The 16,357-nt window shown below is 63.2% G+C and carries 11 protein-coding genes and 1 pseudogene; 10 read left to right on the forward strand and 2 right to left on the reverse strand.

Annotation, left to right across the window (positions count from 1 at the left end; all coding sequences use genetic code 11):
• Positions 1 to 62 precede the first annotated feature (62 nt).
• The 5 genes and pseudogenes from C4K40_RS21155 to C4K40_RS21175 all read left to right on the forward strand — a co-directional run bounded on the left by C4K40_RS21155 (position 63) and on the right by C4K40_RS21175 (position 5,495).
• Complete coding sequence (locus C4K40_RS21155; RefSeq protein WP_031320205.1) at positions 63 to 1,235, forward strand: efflux RND transporter periplasmic adaptor subunit; 1,173 nt, start codon at positions 63 to 65, stop codon at positions 1,233 to 1,235.
• The gene (locus tag C4K40_RS21160) at positions 1,236 to 3,209 is read left to right on the forward strand and encodes a MacB family efflux pump subunit (protein ID WP_022639825.1); all 1,974 of its coding nucleotides are present in this window, start codon (positions 1,236 to 1,238) and stop codon (positions 3,207 to 3,209) included.
• Positions 3,210 to 3,212: 3 nt separating this feature from the next.
• Positions 3,213 to 4,621: pseudogene (locus C4K40_RS21165) on the forward strand (efflux transporter outer membrane subunit).
• Between the two features lie 121 nt (positions 4,622 to 4,742).
• Complete coding sequence (locus C4K40_RS31640; protein ID WP_053137273.1) at positions 4,743 to 5,042, forward strand: DUF3349 domain-containing protein; 300 nt, start codon at positions 4,743 to 4,745, stop codon at positions 5,040 to 5,042.
• A gap of 27 nt (positions 5,043 to 5,069) precedes the next feature.
• Positions 5,070 to 5,495, forward strand: coding sequence for an SMI1/KNR4 family protein (locus tag C4K40_RS21175; RefSeq protein WP_022639828.1), 426 nt, complete (start codon positions 5,070 to 5,072; stop codon positions 5,493 to 5,495).
• A gap of 36 nt (positions 5,496 to 5,531) precedes the next feature.
• On the opposite strand, the gene C4K40_RS21180 is transcribed toward C4K40_RS21175, so the two are convergent.
• Positions 5,532 to 7,163, reverse strand: coding sequence for a twin-arginine translocation signal domain-containing protein (locus tag C4K40_RS21180; RefSeq protein ID WP_053137271.1), 1,632 nt, complete (start codon positions 7,161 to 7,163; stop codon positions 5,532 to 5,534).
• A 173-nt stretch (positions 7,164 to 7,336) separates the two neighbouring features.
• On the opposite strand from C4K40_RS21180, the gene pvdM reads away from it, so the two are divergent.
• The 3 genes from pvdM to C4K40_RS21195 are packed head-to-tail and all read left to right on the forward strand — an operon-like array spanning position 7,337 to position 10,937.
• Positions 7,337 to 8,686, forward strand: coding sequence for a pyoverdine-tailoring dipeptidase-like protein PvdM (gene pvdM / locus C4K40_RS21185; protein ID WP_022639831.1), 1,350 nt, complete (start codon positions 7,337 to 7,339; stop codon positions 8,684 to 8,686).
• 30 nt (positions 8,687 to 8,716) lie between these two features.
• Positions 8,717 to 10,009, forward strand: coding sequence for an aminotransferase class V-fold PLP-dependent enzyme (locus C4K40_RS21190; protein WP_053137268.1), 1,293 nt, complete (start codon positions 8,717 to 8,719; stop codon positions 10,007 to 10,009).
• A 37-nt stretch (positions 10,010 to 10,046) separates the two neighbouring features.
• Positions 10,047 to 10,937, forward strand: a complete 891-nt coding sequence (locus C4K40_RS21195) for a formylglycine-generating enzyme family protein (protein ID WP_053137264.1) — start codon at positions 10,047 to 10,049, stop codon at positions 10,935 to 10,937.
• A 191-nt stretch (positions 10,938 to 11,128) separates the two neighbouring features.
• Here C4K40_RS21195 and C4K40_RS21200 read toward each other — a convergent pair whose 3' ends face one another.
• Complete coding sequence (locus C4K40_RS21200; RefSeq protein WP_022639834.1) at positions 11,129 to 11,956, reverse strand: N(5)-hydroxyornithine transformylase PvdF; 828 nt, start codon at positions 11,954 to 11,956, stop codon at positions 11,129 to 11,131.
• Positions 11,957 to 12,161: 205 nt separating this feature from the next.
• Between C4K40_RS21200 and C4K40_RS21205 the strand changes: the two genes are divergently transcribed.
• Positions 12,162 to 13,814, forward strand: coding sequence for a cyclic peptide export ABC transporter (locus C4K40_RS21205; RefSeq protein WP_053137261.1), 1,653 nt, complete (start codon positions 12,162 to 12,164; stop codon positions 13,812 to 13,814).
• A 149-nt stretch (positions 13,815 to 13,963) separates the two neighbouring features.
• On the forward strand, positions 13,964 to 16,333 hold the full coding sequence (locus C4K40_RS21210) for a TonB-dependent siderophore receptor (RefSeq protein ID WP_053137258.1): 2,370 nt from the start codon (positions 13,964 to 13,966) through the stop codon (positions 16,331 to 16,333).
• Positions 16,334 to 16,357: the final 24 nt, after the last annotated feature.

A 16,357-nucleotide genomic window follows, 5' to 3' on the forward strand; every position in this document is an offset into this window, starting at 1 on the left:
CCAGCCTGTCCCCTGTACCGGCGCTGGACCGACGGGCCGATACCTCTTGGCCGGAACCCTGCATGAAACGTCCTCGAAACTCCCGACGCGCCCTGCTTGCCGCACTCTGTGTGATCCCCATCGTCGCCATCGCCGCCTGGAAGTTCATTCCGTCAGGGCGCGACCAGTTCAGCACCGTGCAAGTGCGCCGGGGCGATATCGAAAGCAGCGTCACGGCCCTGGGCACCTTGCAACCGCGCCGCTATGTGGATGTCGGCGCCCAGGCCTCCGGGCAAATACGCAAGATCCATGTGGAAGCCGGCGATGCGGTCAAGGAAGGCCAACTGCTGGTGGAAATCGACCCTTCCACCCAGCAGGCCAAGCTGGATGCCAGCCGCTTCGCCATCGAGAACCTGCAGGCCCAGTTGCAAGAGCAATACGCCCAGAACCAACTGGCCCGGCAGAAGTACCAACGCCAGCAGAACCTCGCCGCCGGCGGTGCGACCCGCGATGAGGACGTACAAACCGCCCAGGCCGAGCTCAAGGCCACCCAGGCGCGGATCGACATGTACAAGGCACAGATCCGCCAGGCCCAGGCTAGCCTGCGCAGCGACCAGGCCGAACTGGGCTATACCCGCATCTATGCGCCGATGTCCGGCACCGTGGTCGCGGTGGATGCCCGCGAAGGCCAGACCCTCAACGCCCAGCAGCAGACCCCGCTGATCCTGCGGATCGCCAAGCTGTCGCCGATGACGGTCTGGGCCGAGGTCTCGGAAGCCGACATCGGCCATGTGAAGCCCGGCATGAGCGCCTACTTCACCACCCTGAGCGGCGGCGGCCGGCGCTGGACCAGTACCGTACGGCAGATCCTGCCGATCCCGCCCAAGCCGCTTAACGAGACCAGCCAGGGTGGCGGCAGCCCCAGCAGCACCAGCAAGAGCGGTAGCGGCCGGGTGGTGCTCTATACCGTGCTGCTGGACGTGGACAACGCCGACAACGCACTGATGGCGGAAATGACTACCCAGGTATTCTTCGTCGCCAGCTCGGTCAAGGACGTACTCACTGCGCCCATCGCCGCCCTGCAGGACGGCGCGGCGCCAGGCCAGCAGATCGCCCGGGTGGTGGCCGACAACGGCGCCATCAGCGAACGCCAGGTCCGGGTCGGCATCAGCGATCGCCTGCGGGTGCAGATCCTCGATGGCCTGAACGAAGGTGATCACCTGCTGATCGGCCCAGCCAACAGCAGCGGAGGTTGAATGCAGACGCCCCTGATCGACCTGCGCAACATCCGCAAATCCTACGGTGGCGGCGACAGCCCACAGGTCGATGTCCTGCGCGGCATCGACCTGTCGATCCATGCCGGGGAATTCGTGGCTATCGTCGGCGCCTCGGGCTCCGGCAAGTCGACCCTGATGAACATCCTCGGCTGCCTGGATCGGCCAACCTCCGGCGAGTACCTGTTCGCCGGCGAGAACGTCGCCCACCTCGACAGCGATGAGCTGGCCTGGCTGCGCCGGGAGGCCTTCGGTTTCGTGTTCCAGGGTTACCACCTGATCCCCTCGGGCTCGGCCCAGGAAAACGTCGAGATGCCGGCCATTTATGCCGGCACCCCGGCCGCCGAGCGCCATGCGCGTGCTGCAGCCCTGCTGGAACGCCTGGGCCTGGGCAGCCGTACCGGCAACCGCCCGCACCAACTCTCCGGTGGCCAGCAACAACGGGTATCCATCGCCCGCGCGCTGATGAACGGCGGCCACATCATCCTCGCCGACGAACCCACCGGCGCCCTGGACAGCCACAGCGGCGCCGAGGTCATGGCCCTGCTGGACGAACTGGCCAGCCAGGGTCACGTGGTGATCCTCATTACCCATGACCGCGAAGTGGCCGCCCGGGCCAAGCGCATCATCGAGATCCGCGACGGCGAGATCATCAGCGACACCGCCGATACCGACCCTAGCGTACAGGCGACTGCCAATATCGGCGCCCTGCAAGCCGTGGACCTGCGCCAGCGCCTGGCCGATGGCAGCGAACCTACCGGGGCCTGGAAAGGCGAGCTGGTGGAAGCAGTGCAAGCCGCCTGGCGAGTGATGTGGATCAATCGGTTCCGCACCGCCCTCACCCTGCTGGGAATCATCATCGGCGTGGCCTCGGTAGTGGTGATGCTGGCCGTGGGCGAAGGCAGCAAGCGCCAGGTGATGGCACAGATGGGTGCATTCGGCTCCAACATCATCTACCTCAGCGGCTACTCGCCAAACCCGCGGACACCCGCCGGGATCATTAGCCTGGACGATGTCGCCGCCGTAGGCGCCCTGCCCCAGGTCAAGCGCATCATGCCGGTCAATGGCTCAGAGGCGGGCGTGCGCTTCGGCAACCGTGACTACATGGCCTATGTAGGCGGCAACGACACCAACTTCCCGCACATCTTCAACTGGCCGGTAGCCGAAGGCAGTTACTTCAGCGACGCCGACGAGCACGCAGCCTCCGCCGTGGCCGTGATCGGCCACAAGGTGCGGGAAAAACTGCTCAAGGATGTGGCCAACCCCATCGGCCAATACATCCTGATCGAGAACGTCCCCTTCCAGGTAGTGGGCGTCCTGGTGGGCAAGGGCGCCAGCTCGGGAGATAGCGACAGCGACGATCGCATCGCCGTGCCCTACTCCGCCGCCAGCACCCGGCTGTTCGGCAGCCGCAACCCGGAATATGTCGCCATTGCCGCCGCCGATGCCAGCAAGGTCAAGGAAACCGAGCAAGCCATCGACCAATTGATGCTGCGCCTGCACAACGGCAAGCGCGACTACGAACTGACCAACAACGCCGCGATGATCCAGGCCGAGGCCCGGACCCAGAACACCCTGTCGCTGATGCTCGGCGCCATCGCCGCCATCTCCCTGCTGGTCGGCGGCATCGGCGTGATGAACATCATGCTCATGACCGTGCGCGAGCGTACCCGCGAGATCGGCATCCGCATGGCCACCGGCGCCCGCCAGCGGGATATCCTGCGCCAGTTCCTCACCGAGGCGGTGATGCTCTCGGTGGTCGGCGGACTGACCGGCATCGGCGTGGCCCTGATCATCGGCGGCGTGCTGATCCTCAGCGAAGTGGCGGTAGCATTTTCCCTGGCCGCGGTACTCGGCGCCTTCGCCTGCGCCCTAGTCACCGGTGTCGTCTTCGGCTTCATGCCGGCCCGCAAAGCTGCCCGGCTCGACCCGGTCACGGCCCTTACCAGTGAATGATCGATGAAGACCACCCTGACCCTGATTGCCACCAGCATCTTGCTGGCGGCCTGCAGCAGCTCCACTCCACACCCTGACAGCGGCCTGCAAGCGCCAACGGCCTGGCACGCCCCCAACAACCGCGAAGGCCAGCAACAGGACCCGCGCTGGTGGGCCCGCTTCGGCAGCCCGGAACTGGACCGCCTGATCGCCGAAGCGCGAACCGGCAGCCATGACCTGGCAGCGGCCATGGCCCGGGTCCGCCAGGCCCAGGCCAGCGCCATCGTGGCCGGCGCCCCGCTCCTGCCCTCGGTCGAAGGCAGTTTCAATGCCAGCCGGCAAAAGCGCATGGGCGGCAAAGGCAGCAACCAGCAAGACAGCACCAGCAGCGACAAGACCACGAATACGTTCGATGCCGGACTCAGCGCCACCTACGAAGTCGACTTCTGGGGGGCAGGCGCGCAGCCCGCGATAGCGCTCTGCTCGGCGCCCAGGCCAGCGAATTCGACCGCGCCACCGTGGAGCTGACCCTGCTCAGCGGCGTGGCCAACAACTACGCCCAACTACTTGCGCTACGGGAACAGACGCGGATCGCCGAGCTCAACCTGGCCAACGCCCAGCGCGTCCTGCGCCTGGTCCAGACCCGCTACGACTCAGGCTCGGCCACGGCCCTGGAACTGGCCCAGCAAAAGAGCCTGGTGGCGAGCCAGCAACGCCAGGTACCGCTGGTGCAGCAGCAGGCCGAAGAAGCCCTGATCACCCTCGCCACCTTGCTCGGCCGGCCAGTGCAGAGCCTGACCCTGAACGCACAACCTTTCACCGACCTGACCTGGCCGGACATCGATGCCGGAGTCCCCAGCGAACTGCTGACCCGCCGCCCGGATATCGCCAGCGCCGAAGCCCGGCTCGCGGCAGCCCAGGCCGACGTCAGTGTGGCCCGGGCCGCCATGCTGCCCACCGTGACACTGACGGCAAGGCTGGGCTCGAGCGCCAACAAATTCGACGACGTCCTGCGCAACCCCTTCTACAACCTGGCTTCCGGCCTGGTGGCACCGATCTTCAATGCCGGGCGCCTGAGCGCGGAGCGCGACCGGGCCACGGCACGCCAGGAGGAGCTGCTGGAGACCTATCGCGGGGCGATCATCAACGGCTTCGCCGATGTGGAAAAAGCCCTCAACAGCATTCGCGGCCTGGACCAGCAACGGCAATGGCAGAGCGAGGAGCTGGAACAGGCGCAACGGGCGTTCGATATCGCCCAGAGTCGCTACCAGGCCGGGGCCGCAGACCTGCTATCGGTCCTGGACACCCAGCGCACCCTCTACGCCGCACAGGACCAGAATGTGCAGTTGCGCCTGTCGCGACTGCAATCGAGCGTCGCGCTGTACAAGGCACTGGGAGGCGGTTGGCAGGCTTCCACACCAGCCACGCGCTAGGCCCTGCGGAGCAAGTCGCTGGGCGGCTGGCGAAGCCTTGTGCATCGCCAGCCACCAGGACAACCGGTCGGTTGTTCGCCTAGAATCGACGGTTCGCCACCCATCCCAGGAAGAGCACCCGATGCCCCTCAGAACCGAGCTGGACGAGCCATTGGCAGAAGCCGTTTCAGCGTTGAAGGAGGCCTTCCCCGACGGTGTCGCTACAGCGGACTACCACGCCCTGCTGGCCGTCCTGTATGAGCACTTTTCAGATCGCAATCTGGCGCTCGTCGTTGCGCAGCTGACCCAGCGCGACCCCGCACTCGTGCTGAACGACATCCACCAGGCCGTGACCCTCGCGAAACCCAGCCAGCAGGCGATCGCATCGCTGAACACCCACCTGCACCGCCACGGCGTCGCCAAGCTCCTGGCTGACGACTGAATACCCGATGCATCGACGGACCGACCAATGGATTTCGATCACTTCAAGCAACTGCTGGACCACCAGCGCAAGGCCAACCCCATCTGGTTCGAACTGCCCTCGGACAGCCTCGCCAGCGAAGCTGCAATCATCGAATTTGAAAAGGCCATGGCGCTGCGGCTCCCTGGCCAATACCGGCATTTCCTCAAGACCTATGGCGGCGGTTACTTTGCCTTGGGAATCGTGTATTCGCTGGACCCAGCCAGCGATTTCAACCTGGGTAGAAACAACAGCGCCGGCAGCAGCCATTTGCTGTTTTCAGACAATGGCTGCGGCGACTTCTACGGCTTCGGGATAGATAACGGCCAATGCCTGGAACAGGTGCTGTTTTTCGACCACGGCCTCGAACAATGGCAACAGACCCGGTACCCAGGACTGTTCAGCTTCCTGGCCGCTACGGCCCTTGCCAACTGAACGTTGCGCCGCCCGGAACCAAGGCGGCTCCTGTCGCTAGAACAGCCGCTCCTTGACCTTCAAGTGCCGCGCATACCAGGGGCGGCGCGGCACCTTGCGGAACAGGTCGGCCAGCTGTTTTTCATCGTCGATGAAGGTGATGCGCAGGGCCAGTTTCATGGTTTCCGGGTCCATTTCCACGCTCTTGCCCACCTGCAATCCCGGCGTGGTACTGCAACCATGGGTCACCGGCCCCAGCCACGGGTCATCCACCTCGACCCAGCGCCCGGGAGCGAACCAGGGCACGCCGTTGACCTCCAGGCGTTCGAGCTCTCCAGGATGGAAGCGCTCGTGGGCACGGAACCAGTCTTCCAGGCGATCGTCGATCCAGCCATGGAAACGCCAGAACACCGGACTGACATGGGATGAGAAAGGGTCTCCCAGGAAGTCGTTTTCCGACTGGTACCAGCGTGCGGAGAAGTCCGCCGGATCGCGGGCCATGGGCACCGGTACGCCACTGGAAGGATCACGCGGCACCGACGCCCAGCGCATGTGCAACCAATCGTGCAGGCCCAGCTCGATCTCCGAGCCGAACTGGCCGAGGGTCAGCTTCGCCAGGTAGCGCGGGTCGCGATATTGCGACTCCCAGACCAGGAAGTTGCCCTGGTAGGTCTCGGTGGCCTTGATATCGCTGACCCACTGGCTGTATTCGTCATCGTCCTGGGCCAACCAGCAGGGCGGCAGTGAACCGCCATCGTGATTGTCGAAGTAACGAGCGAAGCCCTGGCGATCGCGCAGCAGCTCAGGCTGCGGCAGGGGAAAGTGCTGCCAGGACGGCAAGTCCTGCATGGAGCGCGCAGTACCGAGCATGTGCCGGTGCATGAAGAAGAAATCGATCCCCGAACCATTGCGATCCTTCTTCGGGCCACGGGCATCACGCTCCTTGTCCCTGGGGCCTGGCTGCCAGCCGATACCACGCAGGGCCTCGCGTTTTTCCTCGGTCAATCGGTGCCACTTGTCCCGGGTGGCATGCCACAGCTGGTGGAACAGCCGATGCTCGGGGGATATCAGCCAGGTCATCAGGGTCGAGTTGAGTGCGATACGTTGCCGGGCTTCGGGGAACATGTGCTTGGTGGCCACGAAGCGATTGTCCTGGGCAGCCAGCATCAGCGGCCGGTCCAATCGCTCGACCCGGCCACTGAGGGTGCCGCTGCCGGCGTTGCCAAAATCAGCCCAGACCTCATCCAGGGCCATGCTGAACTCGTAGCTGGCAGCGCCATCCAGAGCATCGGAGCGAATCAGTCGCCAGTACATCTGCCCAGGTTGCGGACTGACCAGGTCACCCACCACTTGGTAGCGCGGCTCGCCCGGCCCTCGCAGCCCCTCGGCGGTATCCAGGTAGCCGCGCAAGCCACGCCCGCGCTGGGCGACGTCGATGAACAGCTCCAGATTCCGGGATGGCAGGCCTTCAAGGCCTGCGTCAGCACCCTCGAAGCGAATGCTCCAGATACCTCGCAGTTGGTCCGCCAGGCGCTGCCCGGAGGTATCCGCCAGCTCCACCGACGCTTCGCCGGGGGTGATCGGAAATTCTTCTTCACGCGTCAACTCACGATGCACGTAAAGCGCCGCCGGCACCGCAGCGCCAGTCAGCGCCAAGCCAGCCATGAACCCTCGTCGAGAAATCGTCATTGCCCTACCTGTGTCAGCCATGAAGCAGGCTTTATCCAAGCAAGGACGTTTGCTGCCGGGGGAAATTTACCGCTCGCGCCACCACGTTAAATTTCCCCCGCCGCCGCTCGTTCTCCCCAGATAGCAAAGGCTCCTGTGCCTGCACCCTGATGGCGAATCCGACTGAGATGGCAATGACTAAACCACGTTCGAAGAAGGCTCTCTACATTGGCCTGCCACTGGCCCTGGCGATTGGTGCCGGCGCCGGCTTCCTGGCCTGGGACTATTGGTTCAGGGACAACCCCGGCTACCCGGTCAAGGTGATGAAACAGGCAGAGGAGCTGCAAGAGCGGATTATTTCCTTCGACAGCCATGTGACCGTACCACTGGACTTCGGCAGTACCGGCAACGAGGCGGACAAGGACGGCTCCGGCCAGTTCGACCTGGCCAAGGCCGGACGCGGGCGACTCTCGGGCGCCGCCCTGACGATCTTCGGCTGGCCGGAAATCTGGAACGGCCCGAACGCACCGCATCGCCCCACCGACGGCTTCGTCGACGCCGCGCGCAATGAGCAGGAGGCCCGCTACAAGATCCTTACCGGCATGGTCCGCGACTTCCCCAACCAGGTCGCCATCGCCTATACCCCGGATGATTTCCGTCGGTTGCACGGCGAAGGCAAGTTCGCGGTATTCCTCAGCATGCTCAATGCCTACCCTCTGGGTACCGACCTCGACCAGCTGGACCACTGGACCGCTCGCGGCATGCGCATGTTCGGCTTCAGCTACGTGGGCAACAATGCCTGGTCGGACTCCTCCCGACCGCTACCGTTCTTCAACGACACCCCGGACGCCCTCGACGGCCTGTCCGAACTGGGCAAGCAGGCGGTGCACCGCCTCAACGACCTGGGGGTGATCATCGACGTCTCGCAGATGTCGACCAAGGCCCTGGAGCAGGTCAGCCAGCTGAGCCGCGCGCCCTTCGTCGCCTCCCACTCCGCTCCCCGGGCCCTGGTGGACATCCCGCGCAACCTCAGCGACAAGGAAATGCAACTGATCAAGGACAGCGGCGGCGTGGTGCAGGTCGTTGGCTTCGGCGCCTACATCCGCCCCCTGAGCCAGCCCACCCGGGACAAACTCAATGCCCTGCGCGCGCGCTTCGACCTGCAGCCACTGACTGGCCTGGAGATGGCCCTGATGCCCGGCGACCCGATCATCACCGTCTGGCCGCCACAGCGCTTTGGCGAATACGCCAGCGCCCTGTACGGCATCCTAGAGGAAGAACCCAAGGCCACTCTCAAGGACTTTGGCGATGCCATCGACTACACCGTGAAGAAGGTCGGTATCGACCACGTCGGCATCAGCTCGGACTTCAACGACGGCGGCGGCCTGGACGGCTGGAAGGACGTCAGCGAGGGCCGCAACATCACCGCCGAGCTACTGCAACGCGGCTACAGCGAGGCCGATATCGCCAAGCTCTGGGGCGGCAATTTCCTGCGGGTCTGGGACCAGGTGCAAAAGTCTGCCAAACCCGTCGCCACCCGCTGAGCCCTTACTGTCTAGAAGTGAAACGTGTTAATGACCGACCGTCGTAGTTTTCTCAAGCAGGCCGGGATCCTCGCCATGGGCCTGCCCATGGCGGCAGGCGCCGCCACCCAACCTGCCCTGTCGACCGCAACCAGAACCGCTTCCTCGCAGCCCATCGCCTCCTGGCCCGAGCTGCGCCAACTGTTCACCCAGGACCCGGACTACATCCACTTCGCCAACTTCCTGGTAACCACCCATCCCAGGCCGGTGCAAGAGGCCATCGAGCGCTACCGCGCGCAAATCGACCGCAATCCGGGCCTGGCCATGGACTGGGATCTGCAGGAAACCTGGAAACGCGAAGCCCAGGTACGCCTGTGGGCCGGCCGCTACCTGCAAGCCAAGCCCGAACAGATCGCCCTCACCGGTAGCACCAGCGAAGGCCTGGCGATGATCTACGGTGGCCTGCACGTACGCCCGGACCAGGAAATCCTGACCACGGTGCATGAGCACTACGCCACCGAGTTCAGCCTGGACTTCCGGATGCGCAAGCAAGGCACCCAGGTCCGCAAGATCAAGCTGTTCGAAAACTCCAGCCAGGTTTCCAGCGCCGAAGTGCTGGACTCCATCAAACGCGCCATCCGCCCCAATACCCGAGTGCTGGGCATGACCTGGGTGCAGTCGGGCAGCGGCGTGAAACTGCCGATCGGTGCCATCGGTCAACTGGTGGACGAGCTCAACCGCGACCGCGACGAGAAGGACCGGATCATCTACGTGGTCGACGGCGTGCACGGCTTCGGCGTGGACAACCTGGACTTCCCGCAGATGCATTGCGACTACTTCATCGCCGGCACCCACAAATGGATGTTCGGCCCTCGCGGCACCGGGATCATCTGCGCCCGCTCGGAAAAGCTCCAGGACCTGACCCCGACCATCCCGACCTTCTCCGAGGACCGCAACTTCGCTACCTCGATGACCCCGGGCGGCTACCACGCCTTCGAGCATCGCTGGGCCGCGGACGAAGCCTTCAAACTGCACCTGCAACTGGGCAAGGCCAAGGTCGAGACACGCATCCACCAGCTCAACAGCGAGCTCAAGCAGCGCCTGCAGGCCCATTCCGGGATCGAGCTGGTCACCCCGCTGGACCCGAGCCTGTCGGCAGGCTTCACCTTCTTCCGGGTCAAGGGCCAGGACTGCGATCAGGTGGCGGCCTACCTGATGCAGAACCGGATCGTGGTCGACGCCGTGGACCGCGATGTCGGCCCAGTGGTGCGCACTGCTCCCGGCCTGCTCAACAACGAAGGTGAAATCGAGCGCTTCATGAAACTGCTGGCCAAGCCGCTCTGAGCCGCTGCACCTCCTCCAACCCTGATCGAGAACACTCATGAATCCAGACCAGAGCTCCTCCCGACCGCCGTTCAAGGCACTCGCTACCCTGGCCTTGGGCGCCCTGCTGGCCGGCCTCCTGCCGGGCACCGCCCAAGCCGGCGAACCGCAACCGGGCAAAGTCTTCAAGGACTGCAAGGACTGCCCGGAAATGGTGGTGCTGCCATCCGGCAAATTCATCATGGGCACCCCGGACGACGAGGTCGGCCGCGAGCCCGATGAAGGCCCAATGCACGAAGTGACCTTCGCCAAGCCCTTTGCCATGAGCCGCTTCCAGATCACCGCTGCGGAGTGGGACAGCTACATCCGCCAGACCGGGGTCAAGATCCCCGATGGCGACACCCGCCCCGGGCGTGAATGCATCGCCAGCAAGCCGCGCTACCCCCAGGGGCCGCGCCAGCCGGCGGTGTGCATGAACTTTGCCGAGGTGCAGGCCTACGTGGCCTGGCTGTCGAAGAAGACCGGCCACCAATACCAGATGGTCAGCGAAGCCCAGCGCGAATATGCGGCGCGCGCCGGCTCCACCGGCCCCTTCCCTTTCCCCTTCGATGAAGGCAAGGAATACAGCATCGCCAAGCATGCCAATACCTACGGTCCGGCAGACGGCTACAGCTATACCTCGCCGGCAGGCAGCTACCCGGCCAACGCCTTCGGCATGTACGACATGCATGGCAACGTCTATGAATGGATCGCCGATTGTGAACACCCCAACTACGTAGGCGCCCCCACCGACGGCAGCGCCTGGGTCGAGCCGGGTTGTGAATCGCTGCAACTGCGCGGCAACGATTGGGGCGAGGCCCCGGTGTTCTCCCGCTCGGGCAACCGCAACAATATCTACCCGCAAACCCGCGGCGACTGGATCGGTTTTCGCGTGGTACGCGTCCTCTAATCCTCTCCTGTCGGCTACACCGCAACCGGTGTAGCCGCTACCGCAGGCTACGAGGCCCACCACAAAGGCCGTCAACCCTGACGGCACCAATAGCCTGGCCCCACACCCTCTGCCTACGACTGCTGTGCAGCTGGTCGCAGCCTGCGACAGCGGCTACAGGACAAGCCTGCCATGCCGCGCCGCAAGCCAACTCAGGACTGTTTGGCCAACAGCGCCAAGCCTTCGTGCAAGGCCGGGAACAGGCTGTTGTTGAAGTTGTTCCAACGCAATTCGAGGATGGTGTCTTCGGGGGAAATCTCGGTATTGAGCACGTCGTGGAATACCTCGCCGGAGTCGATACCGTTGTCCACGTAGTGGAAGGAAGCCCCGGTCAGATACAGCGGTTCGGTTGGCACGGTCTCCCGGGTCGCCCAATCCACCACCTTCTCGCCCCGGGCGCCATACAAGGCATTCCAGGTGGCGTAGGCACCGCGGCGCTCATAGGGCGACTCGATGCGAGTGATACCCGGATGGATGTTCATGATCCGCCGGGCGAACGGCGCACCCGGGCGCACCAGCTCGTCGAGGATCACCAGCAAGCCGTCCAGCACCACAATATCGGCCTTGAGCTCAACCAGGGTGTCGTACAGGCGACGTTCGAAATCCTGCTTGCCAGCGATGTGCTCGGCGCTGCCGCGTGGATGGCGACGATAGGTGGATGGCACGCTCAGCAGCAGGTCGTTGACCAAGCGCCCCTGCACGGCGAGGTCCGCCGGATATAGCCACTGGCGCCCCGGCTGGTAGGCGAAGCCGTAGTCGCTCACCAGCTTCTGGTCCCGTGGCGATTGCTCGTCATCGTCGTAGACCACTCCCACCAGGTTGTAGGCCTCGCCCAGGGGAGTCTGGTTCAACGCCTCCACCAGGGACTCCAACACCGACTTCATGTAGCGCTCGTGGTCCTTGTAGGCCACCGGCTGCCCCGCCTTGTCGGCCGCGGCGTTTCGCAGGGACCAGACATACACCAGATTCTTCTTCGTCATTCGTTCGCTCTCGCTCAATGGATCAGGCACTGCGTCGATACACGTGCGCCCACAGAACAAGAACGAACCAGGCTCCGGGCAATTTATCCGGGACGCCTGCGCCCGGTGGTGGCCGGCAAAGCTAAATAGTCGCCGCGACGCTTCGTTTGTTCAGGGGTAAGGGTCCGTGTGCCCCGACCCTCTATCCACTCTCTGGGAAGTACTTATGACCGACCCCAAGCGCGGCGCCTTCAAAGGCCTGCTCGCATTGCTCAGGCCCTTTCGCAGCATAGTGCTGGTTTCCGTTGCCCTGGGCATGGCCGGCGGCCTGGCCATCACCCTGCTATTGGCCACCATCAACAACGCCCTGCACTCGGACGGCGGCCTAACCCAGGGCGTGGTCCTGACCTTTGCTGCACTCTGTGCATTGGCCCTGGTCAGCTCGATCGTCTCGGACATCGGTACCAACTACGTGGGCCAGCGGATCATCGCCGCCCTGCGCAAGGACCTGGGCGAGAAGGTGCTCTCGGCGCCCATCACCCAAATCGAGCGCTACCGCTCCCACCGCCTGATTCCAGTGCTGACCCACGACGTCGACACCATCAGTGACTTTTCCTTCGCCTTCACTCCCCTGGCCATTGCCGCCACGGTCACCCTGGGCTGCCTGGGCTACCTGGCGTACCTGTCGGTACCGATGTTCCTGATGATGGTGGTGGCCATCATCATCGGCACCAGCGTGCAACTGGTGGCGGGTGGCAAAGGCATCAAGGGCTTCGATGAAGCTCGGGACCACGAGGACGAACTGCAGCGCTACTACAACGCCATTGCTTCGGGCGCCAAGGAATTGCGCATCCACCGACCGCGGCGTTTTCGCATGAACACCCACCGGATCCAGGAGACCGCGGACCGCATCAGCGATATCCAGGTGCGCTCGGTGAACATCTACATCCTGGCCAAGAGCTTCGGCTCGATGCTGTTCTTCGTGGTCATCGGGCTGGCCCTGGCCATGCAAGCCTACTACCCGAACCCGGACCCTACGGTGATGACCGGTTTCGTGCTGGTGCTGCTGTATATGAAGGGACCACTCGAACATGTAGTTGGCTACCTGCCCATCGTCGGCAAGGCGAAGATTGCTTTCTCTCGGATCAGCGAGTTGTCGGAGCGCTTCTCCTCCCCCGAGCCGCACCTGCTGATGGACGCCAGCGAAGCGCCCCAGCCAGTGGTGCATAGCCTGGAGCTACGAGGGGTGAGCTACAGCCCTCCACCGGTAGAGGGCAGCGAACCGTTCCACCTGGGGCCGATCAACCTGAGCATCAAGCAGGGCGACATCGTGTTCATCGTCGGCGAGAACGGTTGTGGCAAGACCACCCTGATCAAATTGCTGCTAGGCCTGTACCAGCCCCAGTCCGGGGAGATCCGCCTCAACGGCGAAACCGTGACCGACAAGGCCCGGGACGATTACCGACAACTGTTCACCACGGTGTTCGCCGACTACTACCTGTTCGACGACCTGGTCCAGGGCAATGCCGGCAAATCGATGGACGTCGCCACCCAGTACCTGGATCGCCTGGAGATCGCCCACAAAGTCAGCGTCAAGAATGGCGCGTTCACCACCACCGACCTGTCCACCGGCCAGCGCAAGCGCCTGGCCCTGGTCAACGCCTGGCTGGAAGAACGACCGGTACTGGTGTTCGACGAATGGGCCGCCGACCAGGACCCGGCCTTCCGGCGGATTTTCTATACCGAGCTGCTGCCCGACCTCAAGCGCCTGGGCAAGACCATCATCGTGATCAGCCACGACGACCGTTATTTCGACATCGCCGACCAACTGGTGCGCCTGCGTGCCGGCAAGGTCGTACACGAAATGGAACCGGCCTGAGTTTTTTTTCCGGTTTGTTCAAGGAGGAACGTCTTACCAGTGGTAATGAGAATTAACCGCAATAAATACCTATAACTGCCCACTACACAGAAGAGAAATCATCCATGTCTGCACTACTCGGTCTCAGTTCCCTGAGTAAAGCGCGATCCATGCGACGAGCCTTGAACGTCAACCTCCTGCCCAGCGCCCTGGCCCTGGCAGTCTCGATGCCGATCGCCGGTTACGTCCAGGCCCAGGAAATCGAGATCGACGTACCGGAACAATCTCTGGGCAGTGCCCTGCAGGAATTTGGCCGGCAGACCAACCTGCAGGTGCTGTACAACCCTACGGATGTGCAGGGCAAGCGCAGCAAGGCAGTGAAGGGCAAGTTGGAACCAAGCCAAGCGATTGCGACGCTGCTGTCCGGTACAGGGACCCGCTTCCAGCTGCAGGGCAACTCCGTCACGATCAACGCCAGCAACACCGCGGCAGGACTTGAACTGGGCACCACTCAAGTCACTGCCAACCAGTTGGGGACGGTCACCGAAGGCACCGGCTCCTACACTCCGGGTACCATCGCCACCGCCACACGGCTGGTGCTCACGCCACGGGAGACGCCGCAATCGATTTCCGTGATCACCCGTCAGGTCATGGATGATTTCGGCCTCAACGCCATCGACGATGTAATGCGCCACACCCCGGGCATCACGGTATCGTCCTATGACAGTGAACGGACCAATTACTATTCCCGCGGTTTCTCCATCGTCAACTTCCAGTACGACGGTATTCCCACCATGCGCAACGCAGCCTATTCAGCCGGTCAGACCCTGACCGACATGGCCCTGTACGATCGCGTGGAAGTCCTCAAGGGCGCTACCGGCCTGCTCACCGGCGCCGGCGGGCCTGGCGGCACCATCAACCTTATCCGCAAGAAGCCCACTTCCGAATTCAAGAGCAGCATCGAACTGGGTGCCGGCACCTGGGACAACTACCGCACGCAGCTCGATGTCAGCGGCCCATTGACCGATACCGGCAACGTACGTGGCCGGGCAGTGGCGGCCTATCAGGACAAGAAGTCGTTCCTGGATCATTACTCCCGCAAGACCAGCGTCTACTACGGCATTCTTGAGTTCGACCTGACGCCCGACACTTTGCTGACGGTGGGGGCCGACTATCAGGACAACGATCCAAAGGGCTCCAGCTGGACCGGCAGCCGCACCGTATATGACGCGGACGGCAACTATCTGAACCTGCCACGCTCTTTCAACAACGGACCGAGATGGAGCGGGTGGGAACAGTACACCCGCACCGTATTCGCGACCCTGGAACACAGCTTCGCCAATGGCTGGACTGCCAAGGGCCAGTACAACCACCAGATCAACGGCTACAACGCGCCTCTGGGCTACATCTCCCAGGACACCGCCACTACCAGTTCCATCTGGGCCCAGAAATATACCGGCAAAACCACCAGCGACAGCTTCGATGCTTATGTTTCGGGGCCTTTCGACCTGTTCGGTCGTGAGCATCAGTTGGTTCTCGGCCAATCGCTGTCGATCGCCAAATGGAAAGCCAAGGATTACTCCAACCCGACGTATTTCGATAACTCCTACGACTTCTCCAAATGGGACGGCAAGGCCATTGAACCGCTATGGAACGAGCCCACCACCATCAATGACCAAACCACCCGCCAAAACGGTACCTACATGACCGGTCGCTTCAGCCTGATGGACGATCTGTCGCTCATGCTGGGTGCGCGTGTCGCCAACTACCAGGTCACCGGCACCGCCGACGCCAAGGACAGTGGCAAGGTCCTGCCCTATGCCGGCCTGGTGTATGACCTCAACGACAACTTCTCCGCCTACGCCAGCTACACCGAGATCTTCCAGCCGCAAACCGATTACCGCGATCGCAACCGCAAGATGCTCGAGCCCAACGAGGGCAAGAACTATGAGCTGGGAATCAAGGGTGAATTCTTCGATGGCCGCCTGAACAGCAGCCTTGCTTACTTCGAGGTGCATGAAGAAAATCGGCCGATCGAAGACGCCGTCTACAACTCTCAACCTGGCACAGAGCAATCCTGGATTGGGACCAAGACCAAGACCAAGGGTTACGAAGCGGAGATTTCCGGTGAACTTCGCCCGGGCTGGCAACTGCAGGCGGGCTATACCCACAAGATCAGCCGCGATGACAAGGGGAAGAAGATCTCCACATGGGAACCGGAAGACCAACTCAGCTTCTATACCAGCTACAAACTCACCGGCAGCCTCGACAAGCTCACCCTTGGCGGCGGTGCCCGTTGGCAGGGCGAAGCCTGGCAAACGCTGTATAATCGCCCCAAACAGCGCAACGAAAAGTTCTCCCAGGATCCGTTCTGGCTGGTGGACCTGATGGCGCGCTACCAGATCACCGACAACCTGTCGGCCACCCTGAACGTCAACAACCTGTTCGACAAGTCGTACTACACCAACGTCGGCTTCTATAACTCGGCCTACTACGGCGACCCGCGCAATGTGATGGTAACTACCCGCTGGGATTTCTAAGCTCGTCCTTTACCAGCCCCTGGA

The sequence above is a fragment of the Pseudomonas sp. CMR5c genome (assembly GCF_003850545.1).
Taxonomy (GTDB): domain Bacteria; phylum Pseudomonadota; class Gammaproteobacteria; order Pseudomonadales; family Pseudomonadaceae; genus Aquipseudomonas; species Aquipseudomonas piscis.